This is a genomic window from Nocardia sp. NPDC060255 (assembly GCF_042727395.1).
In the GTDB taxonomy this organism is placed as follows: domain Bacteria; phylum Actinomycetota; class Actinomycetes; order Mycobacteriales; family Mycobacteriaceae; genus Nocardia.
The window spans coordinates 264,628-290,915 of sequence record NZ_JBHXAU010000007.1 but is presented as its reverse complement, the minus strand read 5'-3'; the positions used below and the strand labels follow the sequence as shown (position 1 = coordinate 290,915).

Below are 26,288 nucleotides of genomic sequence, written 5' to 3'. Positions count from 1 at the left end.
CTACGCTCATCTCATCACCAATGACGAGATCGACGCCGCATTGACCCAAGAAAACCAAGCCCAGCTCCATTTCCTCATCAGCCCTACCCTCCACACCGAAACCGGAATCCAAGAAGAAAACACCCGCGCCGCCGAATACCGCGACCACCTCGCCGCACTACGCCTTGCAGCAATCGAGACCGAAATCGCCGCAATCCGCGACGGTCGCACCACCTACAACCGCTCCACCACCCACCCCAGTATGCCCTTCGCACTCCACCCCGCCACCGACACCACCACAGCCAACATCGAATTCAATCACCGCGGCACCACCCGACAAATCCTCGCCCCAAGCCCCGCCCCCGGCCAAACAATCCGCTACCTCCAAAAACACCCCCACAACAACACCTACCAACACGCCATCCATTCCAACGACATGCCCTATGCCACAATAATCGTCGGCCCCCGAATCACTCCCCTGCAAAAAGCGATCCTCGAACGCCTGATGGCAGGCTGGGAAACGGTAAAAGAGATCCTTGCTCGCTTCGAACATGTCACCGAATTCGGTGACATGACATCGAATAAGATCAAGGATTCGCTGACCGCTAAAAAGGGCGGCGTATACAACAAATTCGGAGTTTCCGACCGTCAGTCAGCCCTGGACGAAGCCCTCCGGTGGCATGTACTCGGCGAGAACCACCACACCTCCCACACCACCGTCGCAGACCTCCGCCACCGAATCCACCGCAACGCTCTGCCCGCCAATACTCGAATCCGCCTCCCCGACAAGTCGATCGCCACCATCCGAGCCAACGGAACAATCGAACTTCACACCACAGCAGTACAAACGCTCCACGTACCCCAATTCCTCGACCGCCTCGACCGCCTCATAAGCCTCGCCCCTGACGCCGAAGTCACCATTCACGCGCCCGCACCCGCCCACTGGAGCACCGAGCACGACTCACCCATCACCGCCCTCGCTCACCTACTCGCCATCAACGACACCGACCAACAACAGCAACTACGCGACCGTATCGCCGACCACCTCGAGCAAAACCGCGATGACTATGTCGGCCTCATCACCAACGATCGCATCGAGGCCGCAGCCGACACCGACCTCGCGCCACGCTACGCAGCGCTCGCCAGCGAGACCACCGCAATCCGCGAAGGCCGCACCACCGACAACCGCTCCACCAGCCACCCAGGCCTGCCCTTCGTATTCCACCCCGCCACCGACCACACCAAAACAAACATCCACTTCCACCACGGCGCCACTCTCACCACCAAACCCGTCCCCGGCCAGCAAATCCACTACCTCCAACAACACCCCCACAACCACACCTACCGACACGGCACCTTTTCCACCGGCACCCCCTACAGCACAAGAATCCCCGGCCCCTCACTCACCCGACTGCAAACAGCGATCTTCGAACACCAGGCTGCGGGCGGCTGGGATGCATACCCCGAAATCGCCGCCGAGCTCAGAAACAACGGATTTCCTGGAATCGGACGATCAGACATAAAACAGGCAATGGAATTCTATGTCAACCGCGACAGCGCTTACCGTGTACTCGGCGTTGCACCTGATTCGGTACTGGCCGAAATTATCCGATGGCAGCTACTCGACAAGAAAGCCATAGATGCCGCACGCGCGGCGTATCAAGAAAGCGTTGAACTCGACCTCACCGAACACCCGCTGCCCGAGCTACCCAAAGCGCCCGTCTGGCTGACGGCTAAATCTCAGATGATACTCGAGTTCCTTCACGCGGGCGGCACCAGTGACGACGATCTTCTCAGCTACCTCGTCAGCCGAGGAATACCCACCACGCTGTCCAACGTAAAGACAAGCAGAGAAAATCTGATCAAAAAAAGATTCGGCATCAGGGACATTACTACTGGTCGGGCCCGGGGAGCGAGAACCAGACGAGCGATGATGCAAGCCGACAGGATGATCGAGAAAGGTTTGCTCCTCGACGAAAACGGCGCCCCGCTCCTACCGTTCAGACTCCGGCAGCCACTCACCGACGGCAGCAGCACACACCCCGATACCAGCCACCAGGCACAGCCCGGACCGAGCACCCGCATCGACCCCACCCCGAATACACCCACCACAGCCGCGACACCGCTGCCCGCACAACCATCCCCGGTAGCGACGCACGACAGCAGCCAACACCACAGTCCCGCCACCCCTGCGGCCGCACGCGGATCCGACATCGCCGAGGTTATTACCACTTCGCCGCCGGGCACGCTGACAGACGAACAGAAGAAGGTCCTTCACTACATCATCAAAAAATACAACAACACACAAATTGTCGAACGCCTCGGCATCACCTACCAGGCACTCGAAACAATACTGCTCACAGTAGCCTACGACCTCGGCCTCCCCTACAGCCCCATCCCTTTCTCCCAGCGCACTGAGATCGCCGAAAAAGCCGAGCAGACAGGTAAACTCGACCATAACATCATCGCCACAATCCCGGACCCATTACCGTTCCAGCCTTCCTCGATCAAGCTGGACGAGGACGACGATCGACCGTTCGAGATACTCCATTACGTTGCTGCGGGCTACACGGAGCCTGCGGACATCGCCCGTCACAGACGATCGCTGAGAAAAACAACTGCCAATACACCAGACGCAGTGCGGAGAGTACTGAGCGACCTGTACAAAACATTCGGCATTACTTCCACATCAAACCGGAGCGAGAATATCGCGGCGCTCATCGGGATCGCCCTCGACATGGACTTGCTCGATCAAAGCACCATCGACAGTCTTGCCTTGAAAGCGCCTAAACTGCCGCTGGAGCCGCCGAACGAGATACTCCAGCGCCTTGCCTCTGGCATCCTCATGCCTCAGGATATCCGCGCGAGCATCAAGGTCATCAAACTCGAGGCTATCCAGGAGAACCGCGACAGTGTCAAGAGCATCCAACCTGATACTACTTCGAACTCGATAGAATCAGGGAAGACAAGGCAGATAGCACGCTTCGGCGCTAACAACGAACCCGCGGACGGCCGGGAAATGAGAGCGCTCGCCGAAGCAAACAGGCAGGCCAGGCGGGGTGAGCTCGACAGAGACACGGTCACCGCGCTCATCGTTCGGGTGCCCGGCCGGAATGAATGTGGGCCGCGTACTCTGCGGAGGCTGCAGGAGCGTTATCCTGGTTTGAACATCGGCGTTTTGAGCGATCGAGTAATTCGCCTCAGTGGGGTGTTGGAGAGCAATTTCAAAAAGGCGGTTCCCGCATTGTTCGGGCGGTTCCGAAATCACGAGAACATCAAAGACGATCTCCTTCGTCTCGGGCCGGGTTCGGCGGCGTTGGTGGTGGACGAACTCGCGGTAGGTGCGCACACCTATTTGTTGACGAATGACGATGGCGTTGTGTATATCGATGAAGAGTTTGTCGGGCCCGATGGCGAGTGGGTCAGACAGCGTTACGAGTACCAGCGAGAACTACTGCCGGATTTGCAAGACGTTCCCGCTGCTCTTTTCTCGCCGGCAGGTGCTGCGGTCGCTCCGCGGCCGGAGCAAAGGTTGTCGGGTCGTTTGGTGCGCAATCGCGGACCTATCGGGTTGACCCCGCGTCCCGCCGAACCGCGGACCAGCACCGACCTCGACACCTCCGGCGTCCCCGGCGGGCTGCCAGCGGTGCGGACCAGCCTTTCGGAGGTGGGGGAGACGGATCGTGTCGATGTGTTCGGTTGGGGACTGTTCCGGGAGAAATTCGCCACGGTCGAGTTTCCGGCGGGAACGAGGTTCGGGTTTACCGATGGTCGCGGTCGAGTGCTGGGCGAGTCGGAGGATCGTTCGGGTGCGGGTGTGCCGGGGTTGGGCGCCGAGAGTGTTGTGCGGATCGTGCAGCCTGCGGTGACCACTGGAGTTACTCGGGTGTGGGAAGCGGGCAGGTTCGCGTTTGCGTTGGGAGATGGTGGTTTAGGTGCCGGGACATGGGTGTCGTGGCGTGCGGTGTCGGAGGGTGGGGAGTGGGTGGTGTCGGCGAGGTTGCGGGCCGATGGCCAATTCGATGTCGACGAGGGGGGTATCGAGTCGTTGGTGTTGCCGGCAGCCGAGTTGAAGAAGCGGCTGCTGGATGTGGGAGCGGTGGAGGTTGAGGCGCGGGGGTTGACCGAGGTTCGACCGAAGGATAAGCAGCGGGAAATCCTCGAACTGCTAGCGCAGGGCATGGCCCTCGCGGCGATCCGTAGCAAGCTGAAGATCAAAGCACATGGGCGAATGGAGGATCTGTACGACACGTTGGGGTTGACGGGTGCGCGTCGTAATGAAGTGGGTGCGGTGCGAATGGGTCGAGCATTGGGGTTGTTACGGCCGAATCCGTTGCCAGGTGATGTGGATTTTATGTATTTCGGGCGAGATCCGGTGTCCGGTGAGCCGATATCATTTACGGCCGATGAGATGGCAGTGCTTTCCGCCGCGATGCGGCGCAAAAAGAACAAGGAGGCCAAGAGCTTCAGCGATATAGGCAAGGAGTTCAGTGCGGCCAACAATTCTCGCCTCGACGGCTCCCAGAAGATCGACCGTCATTTTGAGAGAATTTTCGACACTCTACTGCTGAAGGATGACGATCGTACTGTACTGAAGGCGGTGCAGAGGGGTCGCTATCTAGGACTGCTGGAGCGGGTTGCGAAGCCCGGCGATCTGGATTACGTGTATGTGCGATTAGATTCGATCTCAAATACTGAAATATCGGTTATGGATGATGAATTGAATCTACTCATCCGGTGGGGGCGTAAAGAGAGTAGTGCCACGATAGCTACGGCGTTCGGAATAAGTCCGGAGTATGTTCGGCCTCGCCTGACCGCGCTTTCGAAGAAATTGAGTCTCAGGACGGAAGAATTGCGCCGGGTAGGGCGTGAGTGGGCGGCGGATACGGGGGTGGAGGCTGACGGGTCGGCGGCACCGGCTGCTGTTTCGCCTGCCGCCCCTCATGTATCCAATGATCTTTCGGGCGTGAGTGAGACCGATCGTGTTGATGTATTCGATTGGGAAGTGTTCCGGGAGAAGTTTGCCACGGTTGAGTTCCCGGCGGGAACGAGATTCAAATTTATCGATAGCAATGGTCGACCGTATACGTTCTCGTTGGCAGAGGGTAGTCGTTTGGGTGGCGATTTGCCGGAGTTGGGTGCTGGGGGTGTGGCGTGGATCGTGCAGCCGGCGGTGGTCGCCGGTGTCGGCCGAGTGTGGGAGGCGGCCCGGTTCTTGTTCATGTTGGGCGATGTCGGTTTCGGTGCCGGGACGCAGGTGTTGTGGCGGGAGCAGGGGCCGGAGGGTGGAGAGTCGCGGGTGTCAGTGATGCTGCGGAGTGATGGTCGGTTCGATGTGATGGAGGGCAGTGCCGGGGTGATGTCGGTGGCTGACGTGACGACGCGTTTGCATGGCGTCGGGGCGGTGGAGGTTACCGCTGTTCAACGGCGGGATTTGCCTGAAGTTCAACTGGCGGGTAAGCAGCTGGATTTGCTGGAACTAATTGTGCGGGGCAAGACGCTGAAGGAGCTCCGGGGTGCGCTGGAGGCCGATGCCGTACGGCGCCTGCGGAATCTGTACGACACGTTGAAGTTGACAGGTGCGCGTCGTAATGAAGTGGGTGCGGTTCGAATGGGTCGAGCATTGGGGTTGTTGCGGCCGGATCCGTTGCCTGGTGATGTGGATTTTGTGTATTTCGGGCGGGATGAGGTGTCGGGTGAGCCGGTATCGTTCACGGCAGATGAGATAGCCGTGCTTTCTGCGGCGATGCGGCGCAAAAATAATATGGCGGACAAGAGTTACCCAGACATATTCCGGGAGGTCCGAGCCGAAAACCCCCACCTCAGCACCCGGGCTTTGGTCAGAGGTCGCTTCATGAAGATGTTCGACCGGTTCGGGCTGCGGGGTGCGAGCAATCGCATTCCACTGAATGCGGTGCGGAAGGGTCGCGCGCTTGGGGTGCTGCCACGGTTTGCGAAGCCCGGTGATCTGGATTACGTGCACAAGCGGGTCGATCCGGAGTCAGGGAAAGAAATGCTGCTTCTCGGTGACGAGTTCGAGGCGCTCCTCCGGTTCGGCCGCGACGATAGTGCGGCAAAGATTCGCGAACCGCTCGCAATAGATAGAACAGGGGTCCCGGCGTGGCTGCAGGACGTTTCCGACAAGTGGGAGTTGGGGGCGGTGTCGGAAGGCGGGTTGCAGCGCGTGGCCACTGCGTGGGCGGCGGAGATAGCGGCGGCGGGGGTTGACGGTTCGGATGTGTTCGATGGTCGCGGTTTGGTGATTCCCCGGAATGAGTGTGCCCAGCGGGCCGCGGTGAGGTTGGAGGTGCGTATCGGTCCGGGGCAGGTTGGTGTGCTGCCTCGTGTGGTGGGTCTTGGTGGAATGCCGGAGGCGCCTTTCCGGGCGGTGGTTCCGGGTGAGTTCTATTGGTTCCCGAATCGTGGGGTCATTGATGCGGAGCTTCGACGGATGGGGTCGGGTTCGACGGCGTTGTTGGTGCGGACGTTCCGTGTCAACGGTCTCGGTGTGGGTGGGCATGTGTTGTTGATGACGAATGATCAGGATGTTGTGTGGATCGATGACGAGGTAGTGGGGGCCGATGGTGAGTGGGTGACGTCTCGTTACAAATTCGAGCCGGACGCAGCAGATTCCGAGAGTGTTGCTGCGGTCCTTTTCGCGCCGAAGTCGTCGGGGGGCAGGTCGGTTGCTCCGACGTCGACATCGGCCAGACCATGGGGAGAGGGTCGGCTGCTGCCTGGTGGAGGGACTCTGGGGCTGGCTTCGCCGACTGCGGATCCGCCTGACATCGACATGCCCGACGCCACCACTCCCCTCCGTGACAACACTCCGACAGGCGATGACGCGCGGGTCTTCGACGATCCCGAGGTATTGCTCACCGAACTCAGGTGGGAGATACATATGGCCAAGACATTTGGTGGCGAATTCGCTACGTATCCACCCGGCACCGTCATCTATCTGCATGATCCGGATGACACGATCTGGATCACCGTCACACCCGACAACAGATTCGTTCGCAGCTACCTCAACAGCGGGTACTCCGACATCCTCGACGGCGCCAAGCTTCTCGCGTTCCTGCACAACCACACTCGCCACCCGGACCGCACCATCACCGGCATGGCCGTGCATCGGCCTGCGCCCCGCCCATCCGGTCCCGTCACCAGCACAGGCCTGATCAAACTGCTCGAAAACAAATCTCTGCCCACCGACACCCGAATCGAACTCGCCGACAACGTGATCGCCACCCTCCTCGCCAACGGTGATGTCGAACTCCGTAAGCCTGGCGTGACGTCACGCATCTTCCCTACGTCCAGCTTCCTCGCTGCGCTCGGCAGCCGCGCACCTCCCCAGGTCACGATCCACGCACCCGACCCCGAATACTGGAGCGGCGACCAACCGAGCGGCAAATACCACCCGCTGATTTCCGCGCTCGCCGCGGCCCGCGGCACCACCTCCACCCGGCTACTCGGCGAGATCGCCGGGCACCTCGTTACGCACGTCGACGACTATCTCCGTCACATGACCACAGCCGACATCGATGCGGCGGTAGCCCGCGAAAACGCGGCGCGGCACCGATTCGACAACGACCCCGGCCCCCGCGACAGCGCTGCGGCCCGTGCCGAACATGTCCGCCGCATCGACTTCGACAACTACGTCGCCGTCGAACGCATGTCGGCCGTCTATCAGTTCGTCGAGGCGCTCAACAACGGCACCGCCACCGACCAGTTCTTGTCCGCCACGCACCCCGGTCTGCCCTTCATCGCCTATGCCGCCGCCGGTTACACCAGAACCAACTACGTCATCACCGGACCCGGCACCACCCGGCACAACGTCATGACCAACCGCAGTCCCGGCGCCCCGGTCCACTACCTCCAGAACAATCCCGGCAACCGCACCTACCGATACGAGGAAACACCCACCGGCGCCCGCCACACCGCCACCGTCCCGGGCCGCGCCGGCGCCCGAAACGACCGCAGCACAACGGTAGATCCCCAGTATTTCGAACTCACCGAGCTGGAGCAGGAGTTGTTCCGCGACGACTGGTGGTTGGCGAAATGGCAAGGAAAGGACAAGCCGCATACGAGGCAGCGGCGATTCCCCTCGGCGGCGCCCGATAATTTGGCGGTCACTCAGGTCAGCACGATCCGAGACACCCAGAACGCCGTGCTGATAGACGCCTCCGGCCGCGCATTGGTGATCGGGCCTGCGGATTGGGTGGTGCGGCGCCAGATACCGGGCACCAGCGGTTCGGCGGCCCGATATTCGGTTCGGCTTGGTTCGGATCCGAACGGGATGCGACTCCCGTTGTCCGCCACCATGTTCGGCCTTTTCAACTGGGGTCCGGAAACGAACGGTGAGCGAGTCGGCATGCTCATGCCGGACCAGGACGGTCGGCCGCTCACCCGGTTGATGTTCGAGACTCCCAGTGGGGAGGCAGCAGCGCTGGGAGTCGCCGATCTGGTGCCGACGATGACTTCGCCGCGCAACGACGACCGCCTACTTGCCAAGTGGGACGACCGCCTGCGTTTCCAGTGGAAGGGCTCACTCGTCACGGTCCCGCCGGTCGCGGCGCGTGCGCTGGGTATGGACCTGCCCGCGGCGATGACAATGCATGTGGGACCGCTTTTCGCACAGGTGAATTCGCGCCCGACGCCGCAGCGGTCCGATGCCAAGCTTGGAACCCGGCAGAACTATAAAGAGCTGGTGGACCACTTGGCCGAGTTCACCGAGCGAGATCCGCAGGCGCTGGTGGACATGTTTGACGAATATCCCGACGGCACCGTCGGGGTGCGGTTCTTCTTCAATGGCAAGCCGCACTGGGAGGGGGTCGACCGGAGCCTGCGGCACGACCGGTCGGGATTGCCGATGCACGTGGCTCATACCGACGGCCAGCCGATGTGGGCCGCGTTGGCGCAGAAAGCCTATTCGCAGCTCATTCGATTCCGCCTCCAACCCGGCGCGATCGTGTCGCTTCGGCCGTTCGGCGTACCGCTGGATCCGGCTTCGGTGCCGATGGCACCCATGCCGCAGTCGACGGTCGACGCGCCCTCGGACCGGTTGAGCATCGTGGATAACGGCGGCGGACTGCTGAACGTGCGGGCCGGCGACCGGCTGCAGGCGATCGACGCCCCGGGAGATCAGCGATTCCTCTTGGTGCGCGTCGGTGGCAATTCGGCGGCCCCGACGCACACAGTGCATCGTGATCTCCTGACCGAGATGACCGCGCCCGGCCGCGACGGCATATATCACTGGACGGTGTCCGACAAGGATTTACTGGGTTTGCGGTGGATAAGCGACGACACCCAACAGCAGCTGCTGCCCGGCGAATCGACCTCCCTGGGTATCGATCCGCAGGACAACGCTGTGATAGATGGGGATACGCAGGTGTCGTGGGACGCGCTGCGCCAGCTGGGGCGGAGGAGAGTGCAAGCGACCGGTCCGTTGTTCAACCGTTCTCCCGAGGGGATACCGCAGCCGGTGGCACGGGATGCGGCCCAGGGGGAACTCGGCGATTGCCACCTTATCGGGCCGTTGCAGGATATGGCCGACAATAAGGCCTGGGCAGTCGTGGACATGATTCAAGAATATGTGGGCGGCAAGTTTATTGTACGAATATTCGACGACGACGATCTGCTCTGGGTGCCGGTCGACAGGTATATGTGGGCCGATGCCGACGGGCGGCCGATCTATGCGGCCTACAACGACGGTCGCCCGTTGTGGCCGGCACTTACCGAGAAGGCATATGCGATCGCTCACGGCAGCGACTACGAAGAGCTCCGGGCCTACCCGATACTATTTACAATGAACAATTTGCTGCCACCTTACGAGGAGAGCAAATTCGGATCCATCCATCAGCCGATACGCAGCATTACACTGAGAACGTTCCTGCATCCGATGCGGTTCGATGTCGATACCCTGCACGAACTGGTCTCCGAGCAGATGGGCAAGGAGGCGGAGCCTGGGTTCGCGCGGCGTATCAAGAAAGCGTTGGCATCGAAATGGGAGAGAGAATGGACTCCCAACAAGAATGTCCCCGAATCCAAGACATTCGAGAAGTTTCTCAAGGATCACCTGGATCTTGACGAGCAGACCCGGTGGTCAGCAGAAATAGCTGCCACGCTGGCCTATTTGGCCGCCGCCTATGACCCCGGTCAACTGTTTACCAGCAAGGTCGCCGGAAGATATATCGCCGACTTTATACGGGAACTCCGTACCTACGGGGATACGATCGTTCTCGGCACCAGCACGTTCGGCAACGATATGGATAATGTTAACGAATTTCCAGGATGGGTCAGCGGCCATGCATATTCGAATGTGGCCGCGCGAACCGGCGACGACGGTCGGATCATGCTGCACTTGCGGAACCCGTGGGGCTACAACCCCGCGGCGCGGAAGACCATCGAAGGCGTCACCCACGGCGAGGACGGCACGCTCATTATCGACCTCGGGCAGCTGAGCAAATTCGACACCTTTCACATCCGCGGCACCGGTGTGCGCTTCGCCCTCGGAGATCCGGATCCGACACGGCCGATCGAAGACACGATGTTCGCCGGGACGGAACCGCCGACCACCACCCTCATCGGCACCGACCCCGACCAACCAGCAACCGCGCCCCGCACCGAATCACAGACCACCCCCGCAACCGACCACAAGCTCGACCGCACACGGGTACTCGACAAACCCGAAGTGCTGCTGACAGACCCCATCCTCGCCCGCACCCTGGCACCGGATCGCGACGGCGGCTACCCACCCGGCACTCAGATCCTCCTCAGCAACCGCCAAGGAACAACACTGCGGCTCACCGTCACCGAGGACCACGGCGTATCCGTCGAATATCGCTCGATCGTCGACCCGAGCGTCCGCCATGACGCACCTGTCGTCTTCTTCGGCCAGGACGTCCACGCGCTCATTCGCGACCGCATCAAGGACCCCGACCTCGACCGCGCCGTCACCACAGCGGTCGTCCGCCAACCCGCCTTCGATACCTCCGGTCCCACCACGATCGGCGACCTCACCCGCCGACTCCGCCACAACACCCTGCCCGTCGGCACCCGCATCCAGCTCCCCGACGGCACCACCACCGCCACCGTCTACGCCAACGGCACCATCGAATACGCCAACGGCGCCATCGAACTCCACACCGATCCGGACCAATCGGACACCGTCTACGCACATCAACTTCTCACCCGCCTCGAAGGCCTCGGCCTCGACGATCACGCCACCGTCGACACCCCGAACCCCACTGGCTGGAGCGACGACAGCCAAGATCCCATCGTGGCTCTCGCCTACGCACTCGGCAAGGACCTCAGCCAGCTGCCGGAGCTGCGCGCCGAGATCGCCGACTATCTCGCAGCCCGGCGCGACGATTACCTACCCTTCATCACCACCGACTACCTCGATTTCTTCGTCTACACCGCACCCCACATAAACAGCGCCGACGCTGCCCTGTTCCGCGATCGCATCGCCATCGCACGCGACGGCGCACTCGACCGCGAAATCGAGGCAATCCGCCACGGCGGCACCACCGAGAACCTCTCCACCACATACCCTGGCCTATCTTTCGCCTTCTACATCGGCGCCATCTGCACCAATTCCAACCACGCCATCCACCGGACCGGCACTGCTTACACGCTCGTCATCAACAACCCCACCCCCGGCGCCGAGATCCACCACCTCCGCCAACACCCCGACAGCAACACCTACCAGCACGGGCAAATACTCTTCGATGCCCGCGCTGTCACAACAATCCCTGGCCCCAAACTCTCCCGCCTGGAGAAAGACGCGATCGAGCACTACGCCGCCGGCTACAAAACATACCCAGCCATCGCCGACGGTCTCATCGCAAGCAACAAACACCCTAAGATCAGGGGTGATTCGGTGCGGCGAGCGATGGCCGGGAGAAACAGCGGGGACGCCGATGGCGCGTTTCGCAAACTCGGAGTTTCCGACCTCGACGCTGCCGAAATCGAAGCCCGCCGGTGGCACATACTCGACGAAGACGCCATTACCGCAGCCCGTCGTCTGCGTGAACACAACGAGTACACCGCAGCGCATGCTCGCTGGCAGCGCCACCTCGCCGCATACGCCAAATACACCGGTGTCCCGGCATCCAAGCCCCTCGGGAAAAAACGGGCGAAGGTGCTTCAGGGCTTTCAGAAAGGCTTCACCAAGAGCGAAGATATTGTCCGCTACCTCAATAACGGAGAGATTCCCGCCGACCTGGAGATGGCCCTGAGGTCAGCAATGAAACTGAGGAGTAAACTATTCGACGACCTCGAGATCGACACCAGACACGGCGAGACTCCGGAAGAAAGATGCGAAAGAGCGGTGCTCAAGGGCCTCGAGGAGGGCCGGCTCCAGCCCGGTCCCGCACCCGTGGCACCAGGACCAGACCCGGCAACCGACGACGGTGCTGGGCAAGCTCGGTCAGTCGAACCACGTTTCGGTCTCGGACCCCATACTCCGAATACTTTGGCCGACAACCATATCCAGCCCCTACGCCCGGACGAACTCCGCACACAACTCGCCTGGGATATAAGCATCGCCGAAACCATGGGCGGCGGATTGGCAACCTTCCCACCCGGCACCCACATCTACCTCACCGACCATCGCGGGCGACTTCGGATCGTCGTCAACGGCCCCAACGAGTTCACCATCCGATACCGCAGTAACGACGACGTCGATACCCCCTCGAATGGTCTGACTCTCAACCGCACCTGGATCCTCCGCGTCCTCGACAACCACATCAACAACACCGTCACCACAACAAGCGTCCATCGCCCCCCGACCGATACCTCGAGCCCCGTCACCGCCACCACTATCGGCGAACTCGCCGACCGAATTCAGCGCCACATCCTGCCAACCAGCACCCAAATCACGCTCCCCGACAACAGCACTGCCACCGTCCTCGCCAACGGCAAGATCGGAATCCACACCCCCACCGAATCGGGACTGCCTGCCCTCCCCGAATTCCTCAACGTCGGTAATTTCCTCAACCGCCTCGACACCTTCGATACCGGCGACGTCACCACCATCCACGTGCCCACCCCCGCCGACTGGAGTCCCGGCGAGGCCGACCCGATCGCTGCACTCGCCCGCGCACTCGGCAGAGACGGCCAGCAGGATCTGCTGGGCCCAGAGCTCGCCAGCTACCTCCAGCAAAACCCCGGCAAGTTCCTCGGCAAGATCACCACCCGCGACCTCGCTACTGAACAAGCCCACGAAAACGCACACCATCGTCAATTCCTCAACGCCCCAACCCACTACACCGACACCGAACTCGTTGCCGAACGTGCCCGCGCCGATGCGTTCGACGAACGCGTGACCCGTGAACGCAGCCGCGCATTCGACAACGAAATCGCCGCACTCCACGAAGGTCGCGCCACCGACAACCTCTCTACCGAATACTCCGGCCTCCCATTCGTATTCCATCTCGTCGCCGAATACGCCAAAACCAACGTCGTCGTCATCCAACCTGGCACCGCCCGGCACAACCTCATCACCGACCCTGCCCCCGGCACCGCCGTCCACTACATCCGGCAACACCCTGACAACCACACCTACCAACACGGGCGAACAGCCGACCGCAACCCCTACATGACAACAATTCCCGGACCCAAAATGTCGTACGAGCAGAAAGCTGCTCTCAAGCGGTATGCTGCCGGCGGCGAAATAGACGAGGTCGCGCTCAGCGGCGTATATCGAGAACTCGAAGTTTCTGATATCGATTCGGCCCTGACCGAAGCCCGCCGGTGGCATCTGATCGACGCAGCAGGCACCGACACCCGCCCGATCGCACAACCCCAACCCCAACCCCGAATCACACTGGTACCCATGCAGAATAAAGTCCTGCGCCGCGTCCTCGGAGGCAACAAGAACCACCAAATCGTCACACAACTCAACATCACCTATCAGGCACTCGAAACGATTCTGATCACAGCAGCGCACGACCTCGGCCTCACTCTCACCCCCGCCCTCCTGACCGACCCCTTCGCCCACAGCGAGGCGATCGCGAACAAAGCCCGCCAAGAGATGCAACTCGGCGAGGGTGCCATCACCCCGCCCCCGGACCACTCGCCGGGCCCCGGGGAGCCGGTTGCGGTCGACAATGGGTCCCTGGAGCATGAGTTGATCCAGTACATCGTCGCTGGCTATACCAGAGTCAAGGACATCGCCGATCATCTCGCGGAAATTGCCGATCATCATATCCTGCGCAACAAATCCAATGATGCTGTCCGGAGGTTGGTGAACGAAGCACTGAACAACCTGTACACAAAATTCAGGATCAATGAACATAATCTGAGTAAGAGTCGTGCGGCGATCTTGGCTATCGCCCATGACCTAGGCCTGATCGACGACCGCGTCGCAGCACTCACAAATCAAGCACCCCATCCGACGCGGACCCTGGAAAACCATATTATCCAGTGCCTTGCCAGCGGCAAAACAGAACCCGAGGATATTCGCCGTCAACTTGCACGTGATCGAATTCGTGTGAGTACACACTCGATAGAATCGCTGATCTCGAGGGCAATGCAACGCATCAAGAATGCGAGCACGAATCCCGGAGCGTTTGTAGTATCCGGTTTCGACGAAGGGGAAAGAATAGGTAATCGGAACGTCAGGCGGAGTGGACACGGTGCGTTCGCTAGGCGTCGCGACGAAGAGGTGGATCTAGCTATCGCCGAAGCTAACCGGATCGTCAGGCGGGGCAAACTCGGTAAGTATGACTTCCTTGCGCTTATCACACCACTACCCGAACACCCGACCTCGGTAGCTACGGACGACACCGGCGTATACCAACGTCCTACCGGCTCGGCGTCCACTGTTCCACACCGCAGCGGCTCGCCTGGTAATGAGTGCATTCCGCTGACTCTTGCTGCGATCAAGCATGGTCATGGTAGTCACCGTGGTAATGGCAGTCGGCACATCACGGTCCCGCCGCGCGCCGGACTTCGGGGAATGTCGCGACTAGGGGTCGAGTTCAGTGCGGGTGCACCATTACATGATTACGGCACCGACGCCGACATTGCCCACAGCATCATTACCGAGCAGATCCGTAGCTTTGGGCCCGGCGCCAACGCTCTTGTCGGCCACACCTATACCAGTCCTAACATCGACCGGGAAACCGGTATCGGTGGGCATGGCCTGCTCGCCATTGTCAATGCCGGTCCTGAGCTCACCATCACTTGGGCGGATCTGATAACCGGCGAGGAGTCTCCGTTCCCGCCTGTTGCCCGGCGTGAGCTCGCCACCGTCAGCGCTGTCTGCTACGCGCCTGACGGTGAAATCATTCCGCCGCCGGGCCACACGGTCCAGACCTTCGACCGTCCCGGCGATCTTCTCGGCGACCTCGCCGAGGAGATGGCCATCGCCGCGGAGACCGGCCGTGGATTTCCTTCCTACCTGCCGGGCACCCGCCTCTTTGTCGCCGATGTCAACGGCAGGCTCGAACTCGCCGTCACCGGCCCCAACAAATTCGCTCTCCGATACCGCTATTACCACGATCTCGACACCCCGCACGACTTGACGGATGTCCCCGGCACCGCCATCCCTGCTTTCCTCCGTAAGCACATCCGCGACGGGGACCGCACTTTCACCGTGACGACGGTTCACCGCCCGCCCCAGGCCGCACCGCTAGCCCCCGAGACCGGACCGCGCTTCGCACTCGGCCCCGACGACAACCGCAGCGGCATATCGCCCGATACGAATATTCCGTCGATTGTCGTCACGCCGCCCACGGAGGACGCTGCCAACAAGGTCACCCTGTTGCACGGGTCGGATGTGCCACTCGACGGTTGGGAAGACAATGCGCTGCGGCACCTGTTCGATGAGCCTGATTCGGGAGACGAGCTCTATTTCGGAGAGTTCCTGACCGAGGTGATGGGTGGGGGCCGTTTCGGCGGGTCCGCCTCGATCTTCGACGGTCCGGAAGACTATCTGCTGCCCGGCCTGTTCGACGAGCCCAGGCACGTATTCGAGCCTGCGGAGGGCGAAACCTATTTCGGAGCGCTGCGCGAGACGATCGAAACCGGAGAGGTCACGTTCCTGAGCGGTCTGAATCCCGCACTCCAGGCTTTCGGTTCCCGGCGCGAGGGCCTCCAGAACCTGGTTCACATGCTGCCGGTTCCCCGTGACCAGATGGAGATGCTGCGGGAGCACATCATCAGAATGGTCGAGGCGCACTTCGGCTACGACCCGGAATTCGCGGCAGCCGTCATGCCGGCGCTGGAAACAGCTGTCAAGAAATTCCGCCAACTGATGAGCGAGTCGGGTGAGCCGGTGAGTGCACTGCACCGGGGCAACCCTTATCCGGCGTTCTTACGTCTTGCACCCCGCGTCGTGCGCCGGTCGGACAATCAGATGGCGCCGGTCGGTGACGGTCCTCCGGTGGGCAATCAGAGATATGACTCCGGTGCTACCGAACACGGCAATAAGCACAGCACTGCCAACCTGCGCTCCGGCGCGTATTCCTACGCTCATGGTTGGCCGGTCCGTCTCGGACTGCTCCGGCGGGTGGGGCTGACCGGGCAGCTGGCCGCCGTTTACAACCAGTTGTCCACCAACATGACCGTCGATACGACGCTGCAGGTCATTGCGAAGCTGCGCAGTCTGGGGCCGTCCGAGCTCTACGACCTGCTCGGGGAGTGGCAGATCCGCCTCGGTCACGGGTGGCACGACGTGTTCCGGGTGCGGACAGACGACTGGGCGACGGTCCTCACCGCGCCGCTGCAAGCCCAATTCCCGCTGTACATGACCAGGAGTGGTGAGCTGCCTGCGATCGATCCGGGTGATGCCGCCACGATTCCTGCGCCGATCGAACGGCTGCAGCGCGAATTTCCGCTGTCCGGTGTCTTCGGCATTCCAATCGATCAGCTCCGCGCTGATACGAACGCCTCGTTCGGGTCCTATTTCAGCGATCTGGACACAGATTCCCGTGAAGTGCTGTTGAAGTTCTTCGAAGAGGAACAATTCTGTGACAATTTCCCGAAGATGTGGGGTGATTCGGCCTCGCGCACCGACGCCCAGGACCCTGGTTTCGGGTTGTCCTCACCGATCCTACGGACAAAATCCGGTGAACCGGGGTATCTGCATATCGTCGTCGAAGCGAACGGTGGTACGGAGATCACCGGCCCGACCGCGACGCAGAGCCGACTCGAATCCTATTTGGTGCGGCAGGTGGGCCTGCACGGTAGTTCGACGATCACCGAGATGCTCGGTGGCTCTGTGGCGGTGACCTTCGAACTGGGCGCCGACGCGATCGCCGAGGACACCGGTCACGCACCCCCGAGCGGTCGACTCACCTTCCGGGGCGGGGCATCTCGCGAGTTCAGTCACGGCCTGAGCTACCAGAACGACGCCCAGAAGCAACATTCGCTGCGTCTTGCGGGAAATAACTTCCTGAACGTAACGACGAGGTTTACCTTCCACGTCACGCTGGTTCGTCCGTTCGGTCCCCCGGTCGCGCCCGCTGTCGGAACGCCGTTGCACGGCGGGAAAGACTACGCGGTGCAAATGCTGGTGCCGTCGCTGCAAGACCTCGGTCACGCTCCCGATCTCACCAAGACTTTGTACCTGCCGTCGGAGGTCGCGAATTTAAGGCAGTACGGAATGAACACGACACCGATGGGCGTCGACGGCGCCGCGGAGTTGATCGCGCAGGCCAGGCAGGAACTCGCCGATCGCGGTTTCATCCCGTCCGCGAACAACACTGCGGGCCTGCTGAGTTGGCTCACCCATAATGCCACTGTCGAACAGCAGCTCGATAATCGTCGCAAGTTCGACGATATGTTCGGCCCGACAGGCCTGAAATCGATGCAGCCCGGGGCGATCGAAGGCGGTGTCATCGCCTGGTTCACGCTGAAGACCCCGACCGGGGTCCGGCGCTTCGGGATCGAGTTCGTCACCGAACGGCACTATCTCTCAGATGATTCCAACGATGGCGTCGCCCGCGTCCGGACCTACGACGAGGCCCAGACGTATAACGTCATCAGTTCTGCGTTGTCGGGCGGCGAGGAATTCTCGGCGGCATCTCCGTGGGAGAATTATCACGGCGGTTTCAACGTCGCGGTGAACACTCCGATCGTGGGCGTCACCGGCGTCTATGACCATTCCCGCAAGAACAAGCGGATCCGGGGGTCCGGCTCGGGTTTCGGCGAGCAGAAGTTCATCCTCAGCTCGGCCGGCCTCGAGGTCGTCACCCTGTCCGCCATCCACAAGGTGCGGTTCATCGAACGAGGCCGCCCCGACGAGACGATCACCGCGAACGGCGGTGTCCGCGTGGCCATCCCCACCGACGACATGCTGTCCGAACGGCCTACCGCCGCGCCGCGCCCGCCGACCACCATCCGCGAGCTCACCGCAGCCGACACCCGCCGGCTCGCGTTGCCAACCGGCGACCGCACCCTCGAAAACGGGGTCCTGCGGGTTCCCGACGGCGCCGTTATGAACCATTTCATCGTCAGCAAGGAACTCCGCAAGGCCGCCGCAGGCGCTGTCAGCGATCTCCGCAACTACTACCTGAACTACCTGCGGACAGCCTCCGCGGCCGCCATCAACGATCTGCGGGACCGCTTCCAGCAGACCGATGCCCCCGAGCAGACACTGCCGGGTGCCTACCCTGCCGATGAGCAACTGCCGCCGGAGTCGTTGGTGCGATCGGAGGTCCAGGTTCTCGACTCTGTACCGGAGGACGTCCAGGTGCAGCAGCCTCGGAATGCGCAGCCGCAGGAACGCGAGCAGCAGCCCGAGCCCGAGCCCGAGCCCGAGCCGGAGCCGGAGCCGGAGCCGGGAGACACCAACACACAGCAGGAGCAGAGCACTGTGCCCCAGCCCGACCGTCCGATGCCGGGTGCGTTTCCGTCCGATCAGCTCGAGCTCGCCGCGGAACCTGTTGCGCCGGTGGACTGGTCGGCGGTGAGCCAGGATCTGGTCGGCAAGGCGGAGTGGGTGGTGGATAAGGCCACCGGTGTCGGACGGTGGGTCTGGCGACACGCCTTCGGCGAGCCCGCCACGGATCCCTGGTCGAAGGTCGCCGAGGCCGTCCATGCCGCCTTCGCGCCGGAGCAGATGATGGGTAATGCGCTGCCGATCCTGCAAGACAGCCTCACCGGCGAGGGCCTCTTTTCCGACGGTCTCCTGGCCGGAACCAGGTACAAGTGGAAGCTGCGGGTTGTACTGACCAATCCCAGGTATCTGGGGCGGCGTAAGAAGAACCTGGAGCATTGGGCCAAGCGCGAGAGTAAATTCCAGCGCTCGCAAGCCCGCCAACGTGGCCACCGCTTCGGCGTCACCCCGGCCGGCCGGCCGGGCGAATCCGCCGACGGCAGTGTCGTGCCGGCCGGCAGCTATCAGTACGGCTGGACCGACGAAGACCACATCACGGCCTCCGACAGCATGTACTCCAACCGGGTCCGCAACTCCAACGAACTTGTGCACCTGTGGGGTGGCGACCTGACGGTGGTCCTCGAGTTCGAGTCAGGCACGATCAATCCCCTCGTCAATATGCTTCCTGGCGGGCCTCGCACCGTTACTCGCGTCTTCGATGTACCCGACGGGGTGGAGTTCTTCCTCGACAACCACGACTTGCAGGACATCCCCGAACTGGCCGCGATTGTCCATGCGAACAGCGACTACCGGATCCCTCCGGCCCCGGAACCCGACCGAACCCTGCCCCTCAGCTTCCTCGAGACCGGCGGCCATCTCGGTTACGGCGCCGTCGTCAAGGCCACCATCAGGCCCGATGATGAGACCACCGGCAGCCGCGATGTCCTCAAAAACCTTGTGGTGGACCGCGTTATGCGACTAGCCGCGGGCGCCGGCCGGATCAATTCGAGCAATTACCTCCCCTTCCTCGAGTCCGTGATGAGCACGCTCGGCACCACTTTCGGCCTGCGTACCCTCGTCTACGACGGGCCCGACAGTCGCATCACCTTCGGCTTCATCAGCCGCGATTGGCCTTATTCGGCCATCTCATCCTTGGTGACGTTCACGATCAGCGCTCGCCTCGATCCGAGTGTCGACCTCGGCACTGTTCTCGGCCGAGAGGTCACCCACCCCTCCGCCCTGGACACCATGCTCGGCACCACCGGCGCCGACAGCAGCGCCCTGCCCATCGTGGGTGCCACCGGAATCGGCAAGAAGCGGGTCACGAGCCACCAGGCGACCTTCAATCCCAGCCTGAACAACGAGGTGAAGACCTCATTCAGCTTCACCGGCGAGCAACAAGCCATCCAGAGCAACGAGCGAACGGCCGAAACCGCTGACGCGTCGTGGACGCAGAGTAGCGGGCGGATTATCCAATACCCGATGCTGTACCGGCTAGATATCGAGGTCAGCCGGCGTCCCGTGACCGCGGACCTGAAGAAGAACCTGCTGTCCATGGGTGCCGATATCGAAGCATTCCTCGGGCGGGAGAACGGGATCTTCCGGGTGAACGAAAGCGATCTCCCGCTGCCGTCGAATACCGTGCGCGACTCGGTGGGGCTCGACACCCTGCTGTGGTTCCATGCCTCCGAAACCGGAAACGGTGCCATCACCCCACGCATCCCGCCCGCCATCTACAGTTCCGATCCCACCGTGCCCCGCCAAGCTGCCCCACCGGGCACCATCGCCATCGAGATGGAGATCCCGGCCGAGCTGCGTGCCCTGGTCAGCGCCGCGCCCTGGGTGCCGACCAACGAGATTTCGCTCAATTACTTCTCGGGCGCACGGCAAATCGCCGACGCACTCCGGCAAGTCGATCCGTCCCTGCGCCGCACGGATCCCACTCGGAGCACCGGCCAGCAAACCTATTCCTCGGTGGGCGTTTTCAACCTGCTGAAGCAGTTGGCCGCCTCGAATCAGCTCACCCGGCTCGGGCCCGCGGCCACCGCAGCTTTTCTCGGCATCTCGGGCCAGAGCGATCAGATGCCCCGCCCACAGGAGCACGCCGAGGGCGAGACGGTCGAGGGCGTGTCCGTGAAGTTCACTATTTATGCGCCGCAGATCGACTCGACCAGCCGAGATATCGCCATCCATCACAAGAGAACCAGGAAGACCGGCGAAAAGAGCACGGCCGGACACGGATTCGGCTTCCGCCCGACTATCGGCCTCACCAACGCCTACACGGCGGACTCCACCAACACAAACCCATCCAATGTGCAGTTGGGCGGCTACCACGGTGCCGTCGAGCAGGTCAGTGGCACGGCCCGGCAGGACGACGATCTGCTCCGCCAGGGCACGACCGCCGAGACCCCCGCCGGTGACGGACGGGACAGCCACTCGTTCGTCGGCGTCGGAGTCGCCGAAATCGTCGGCCCGAAAGGCAAACTCCGGGCTACCGGCATTGTCCGCGGGCACACCACCGACCTGCTGGAGGCGCTCGCTCCGCGCGAGCAGATCGGCCCGCCGCGGCCGCCGGCACTGCCCGCGCCGGCGGTGCTCGCCGGGACACGGCGGCCGTCCAACTACGGAGTGGGTCGGATGGGCTCCGTTGTGTCACTGCCGCGTTCGAAACCTTCGGGCAGTGCTGACGGCTCGATCTCGAAACCTCCTTCGACGGTGCCGATTCAAGCCTTGCCGCCGCTGCGGGGGTTCGGCGCACTCGATAGTCAGCCGGATGCCGAAGCGGTACAGCAACATTCGGAGCCCAAATCTGGAGCCGATCCGACAGAAACTACCGGTCCGCCGACGATATCCCCGGACCTCAGTACAGAGCCAGCCGAAACCGTCGCCCCCGCACCGGAATTCGAGCATCAGCTGACACAGATCACCGAGGTCGACACCCACTCCGACTCCCATCATGATGTCGCACTGGACAACTCGGCGGAACCGGGAACTGTCGACCAGGTCTACAAGTCCGACAGCCTCGCACAGGTGGAGGAATGGCGACGAAACACGCTCGAGGCCGAGCAGCTGGGCGAGACATCGCACATCGAGACGGCACACCGGCGCGATGCAGGAGACGCACCCCGAGCCCCGCCTGCGGGCACCGTCCGACCTTCCTCCCCCACAGGCGCCGTCGAATTCACCGACATCGCCTGGTCCGCACCGCTGCCCGAACAGAAATCTGTCGACCGGGGACCGTCGACGTCGCCGCAGTCGCAGGCACAGATCGACGCGGCGCGTCAGCGCGGCGCCGAGCGACTGTCCGACCGGTTCAACCCGCTCGATCGCCGACGGGTTGTCCGCAGTACCACTTCACTTCCGGACGACGTCCCACCCCCATCCCGCTCCGACGGGTCGGTCAGTAGCACCGACTCGGACCAGCCCGCACGATCGGGCGAACCACCCCTGCACGAACCCGAACAGATCGACGCCGACCACACCTCGCCCACCGGAGCGGAGACTCCCCGACGCCTGGCGAACATCATCCGGTCCGCAACGCGCATCGATGACGAGTTGACGCACGGCACCGACGACGCAGCGGTTCGCGACGTCCGTCTCACCGGGGACCGCACGCGGCCCGTAACGGATTTCGATGACGAGTCGGGCCACGACGCCTACGATCGCGAATCGATTTACAGCACCGATGACAAGTCGGTGCACAGCATCCGCGCGGAGGATCCCACGCGGCAGACCGAGCAAACGCAGGACTTCACGCAGGACGACTCCCGCCAGCCCAGGGACGAGCGCAGTTCCGGGACCGACGAGCAGAACCGGCAGCACGGCAGTTCGCAGCAGCATGCGCGGGAGGCCGAAACCTCCAGGCAGGCAACGCTTCACCGGACATTCGCCATCGATATTCCGGCCCGGCACAGTTCCGTACCGCCGGAGCAGCGGGACGACCCCTTCCGAGCGAACCGGTTCCCCCTCAGGAGCTTCCACAATTGGGCCAACGGCTCAGTGCTGCATTCCGGGCTGCCGGATATGTACGAGCTGTCCGGACCGACCTGGGAGCCGCCGCAATTCCGGCCGACAGAACTGCCCTCTATCCCGGAAGCCGAGGAGCCATCGCGCAGCGTTTCCCCGACCGACGTCACGCCAGATTCCAGGACACGCGAACAGCACGGCGAAACATCGCAGACGGGTGCGCATTTGGACCCGTTCGAGATGAGCCGTCCATCCGAGATGCTGTCCGATACGAACCCGCAGCCCGGGCAGTTCGAGGACCTCGCTGACGTCACCGACCACGTCTACGACGCGCCCGGCACCGAACCCGCAGCACGCGACAACCACACCAGCGACACCCCGCACGTCGACAGCACCCGCCAGACCCCCGATGGCATAACAACATCCACGACCGGACGCCGGATCTCACGCACCCCTGGAACCGACGGCAGCACACCCGCCCACACTCCGCACGAGCAACGGTCACGCAGATCACGCGCGCTGCAACGACTGCGCGGCTTCGTCCCCGGTGGCGGCTCTGCGGAGGCGACGACATCGCCGGCGGTACAGCACATCCCGGCTCCCGTGCGCGCTTCACACCGCCCCGCTCGATCCGCCTTCCAGCGGATCCTGCACCAAATAACCAGCAACACAACAACTCCCACGGCCTCCACGCACGGTGACGGCACGGCCGCGCATGCGGCCGTCACCGATCGACCGAGCGCCGCCACACCCGGTCCCTACGATTGCTTCGACCGCGCGGTAACCGACATCCAACGCGACACCGGCAGCACCGCAATCCAACCGCGGTACCGGTCTCGCACCGAAATGCTGCTCGGCCGCTGGCGGCACAATCTGCCCGGCGTCTCACGGCGAACAGCCGAGAAGCGGGCCGGCGGCAAATTCCACCCACACGCCGACGAGCAGAGCATCGCCGAGCATCTGGAACGTCTCGGCCCGGGAGCAGAGACCCTGATCGTCAGCATGCACCCCGAGGTCAACGCGAACGGGATCGGCGCACACGCCTATCGGATGGTCAACGACCGCGGCGTCATAGACGTCCACGACATCGACACCAGCGACCCCAACGCTCCGAAACCCATACGCCGAGCTCCCGGGCAGCCCACCAAATCGGCCGGTCTCTTCGCTATCCACTACACCCCGACCGGCGAAGTGAGCCCGATGCGCCTGCGCGGCGAAAGGTTCCAGAGTTTCCCACGCAACATCCGCATCGGCGCACCTGACGTCCACCCCAGCGCCGCCCCGTCCGAGCAACCCGCACGGAGACGCATGCCGCGACGTCTACGCAACTTCGTAACCCGTCTCCGCGGCCAGCACGCACCGGGCGACGCGACGACATCGCAGATGTCCCAGCACACTTCGTCCACCGAACCCGCCGCGCGCCACCGCATCGGCACCTTCTTCCGCCGACTCGTGCGCCAACCCGTCAGCGACACAACAACTCCCACGCCCCGACGAACCGCGGTCTCCACCCACGGTGACGGCTCCGCCGCCCACGCACCGCCGCTCGACGATCCAGCGGACTTCCCCGAGGACGCGGGCCCAGGGCCCGGGTACCTTGCAGACGGGGAATTCGCATCCATCGAGAACCACCTTCGTCTGCTGTTCGAACACGAACCTGTGACAGCCGTGCGCACGGCCGATCCTGATGCCGGGCGCAGGACGGATCCCTGGGCCGCGCCGCCGAATCTGCCGGTGCTGCAGGCAGACACGATCGGAGATACCGGAAATACGGTGCTGATCGCCCGGAACGGGCAAGCGGTGGTGATCGGGCCGACCGACCGCGTCCTGTGGGACGGGCTGGAGGTGCGGGGTAATTCGCGGATCCAGTTGAGTTCGGATCCAGGGGTGTCATATCGGGTACACACGGAACTGCTCCGCTACCTCGACTGGCGCAAGTCCCCCGATGGCGAGTGGCATGGCACACCGAAGGGTGATCGGCGCTCCGGCCAGTTGCTGTTCTACGACGAGCGAGTGGTGCAGTTGGGAACCGGCGAACTGCTGCCGACCCAGCCGGAGGGGTCCGGTGCGCTGCGCATCAAGTCGATGAGCTGGCGAGTCGTCCTTCCGGAGAATGCCGTGCACGCACTGGGTCTGGGCGGACCGGCGGCCGCCACGGCAATGGTCATGCACACGGGTCCGCTCTTCACGACAGTGAATTCGCAACCGGCACCGCAGGAGTCGGACGCGCGGGACGGTACCTGGGCGGACTACGCGGTGCTGATGCGCAACCTCGGCAGGCTCGCCACCCGGGATCCGCAGGGCGAAGTGGACATGTTCCACGAGTACGCCAACGGAACGGTGGGAGTGCGGTTCTTCATCGACGGCAAGCTGCGCTGGGTGGGGGTGGATCGGCGCCTGCTGCACGACTCGTCGGGGTTGCCGGTGCATGCGGGACATACCGATGGCGAGGCGCTGTGGGCGGCGTTGGCGCAGAAGGCCTATGAGCTGTTGCGGCCCGATATCCATGCCGAGACGACGGTGTCGGTGCGGCCGTTCGGTGAGCCTGTCCATCCGCCGCCGATATCGCCGATGCCGGGCACGACGATCACGGCACCGGCGGGCCGGTTGGCCATCGTGGACCAGCACGGTGGATTGCTGAGCGTGCGGCCGGGTGATGAGTTGCACGGCGTCGTCGATCCGCAGAATTCGGGTGTGCTCGCGGTGTGGATCGGTGACGACCCGACGTCCCCGGTGCATTCGGTGGATCGAAACCTGTTGGGTGAGTTGACCGTGTTCGGTGCGGACAGTGACGGCGTATTTCACTGGACGACACCGACCACCTGGTCGTCACCGGACGCCGAACTGAAGTTCGCGGGGCTCCGGCGGATGTCGCCGGACACCACCACGATGCATATTCCGGCAGGCACGTCGATATCCCTCGATGTCGGGAGCGGCGGCGAGCTGCTGCTGGATGGGAAGACCCTGGTCTCGGCGCAGACGCTGCGGCAACTCGGCCGCACGATCCGGCGGGCCGAGGGCCCGGTATTCGGCGATGCGGGACCCGTGCCGGAGGATGCGGCCCAAGGCCGAATTGGGGACTGCTATCTGATAGCGCCGCTGATCGTTATTCCGGCCAGTGAACCACAGTCGATCCGGGATATGATCTCCGAATATCCCGACGACACCCTCGCTGTGCGTTATTTCACCAAGCATGGCGTCCCGCGGTGGAAGCGGATCAACAGAGAATTTTACGCAGACGAACACGGGCAAATGATTTATGCGGCCCATGATGCTAGCCGGGCATTGTGGCCTGCGCTCGTCGAGAAGGGCTATATGGTGCTACGCGGCGGCAAAGCCCAATTGATCGTAGGGGGCCTCCCGGGCAGCGCGATGTCGGAATTGCTACCGCCGTACGAGGTGGACGATACCGGAGCCGCACGCCAGCCGATCAGCGGTATCGACCTGTTCCATTACCTGCATCCGATGCGATTCGGTATAGATGCGCTGTACGACCTGCTCGCCGAGCAGATCGGCCCCG

The 26,288-nt window shown here is 62.8% G+C and carries 1 protein-coding gene (running past both ends of the window); it reads left to right on the top strand.

Every position in this 26,288-nt window falls within one protein-coding gene, locus ACFWF1_RS16505, for a C2 family cysteine protease (RefSeq protein WP_379282829.1), read on the top strand. The gene is 54,663 nt long; 14,042 of those nucleotides lie to the left of the window and 14,333 to its right, leaving coding positions 14,043-40,330 in view (codon 4,681, partial, through codon 13,444, partial); the first codon wholly inside the window starts at position 2. Both the start codon and the stop codon lie outside the window.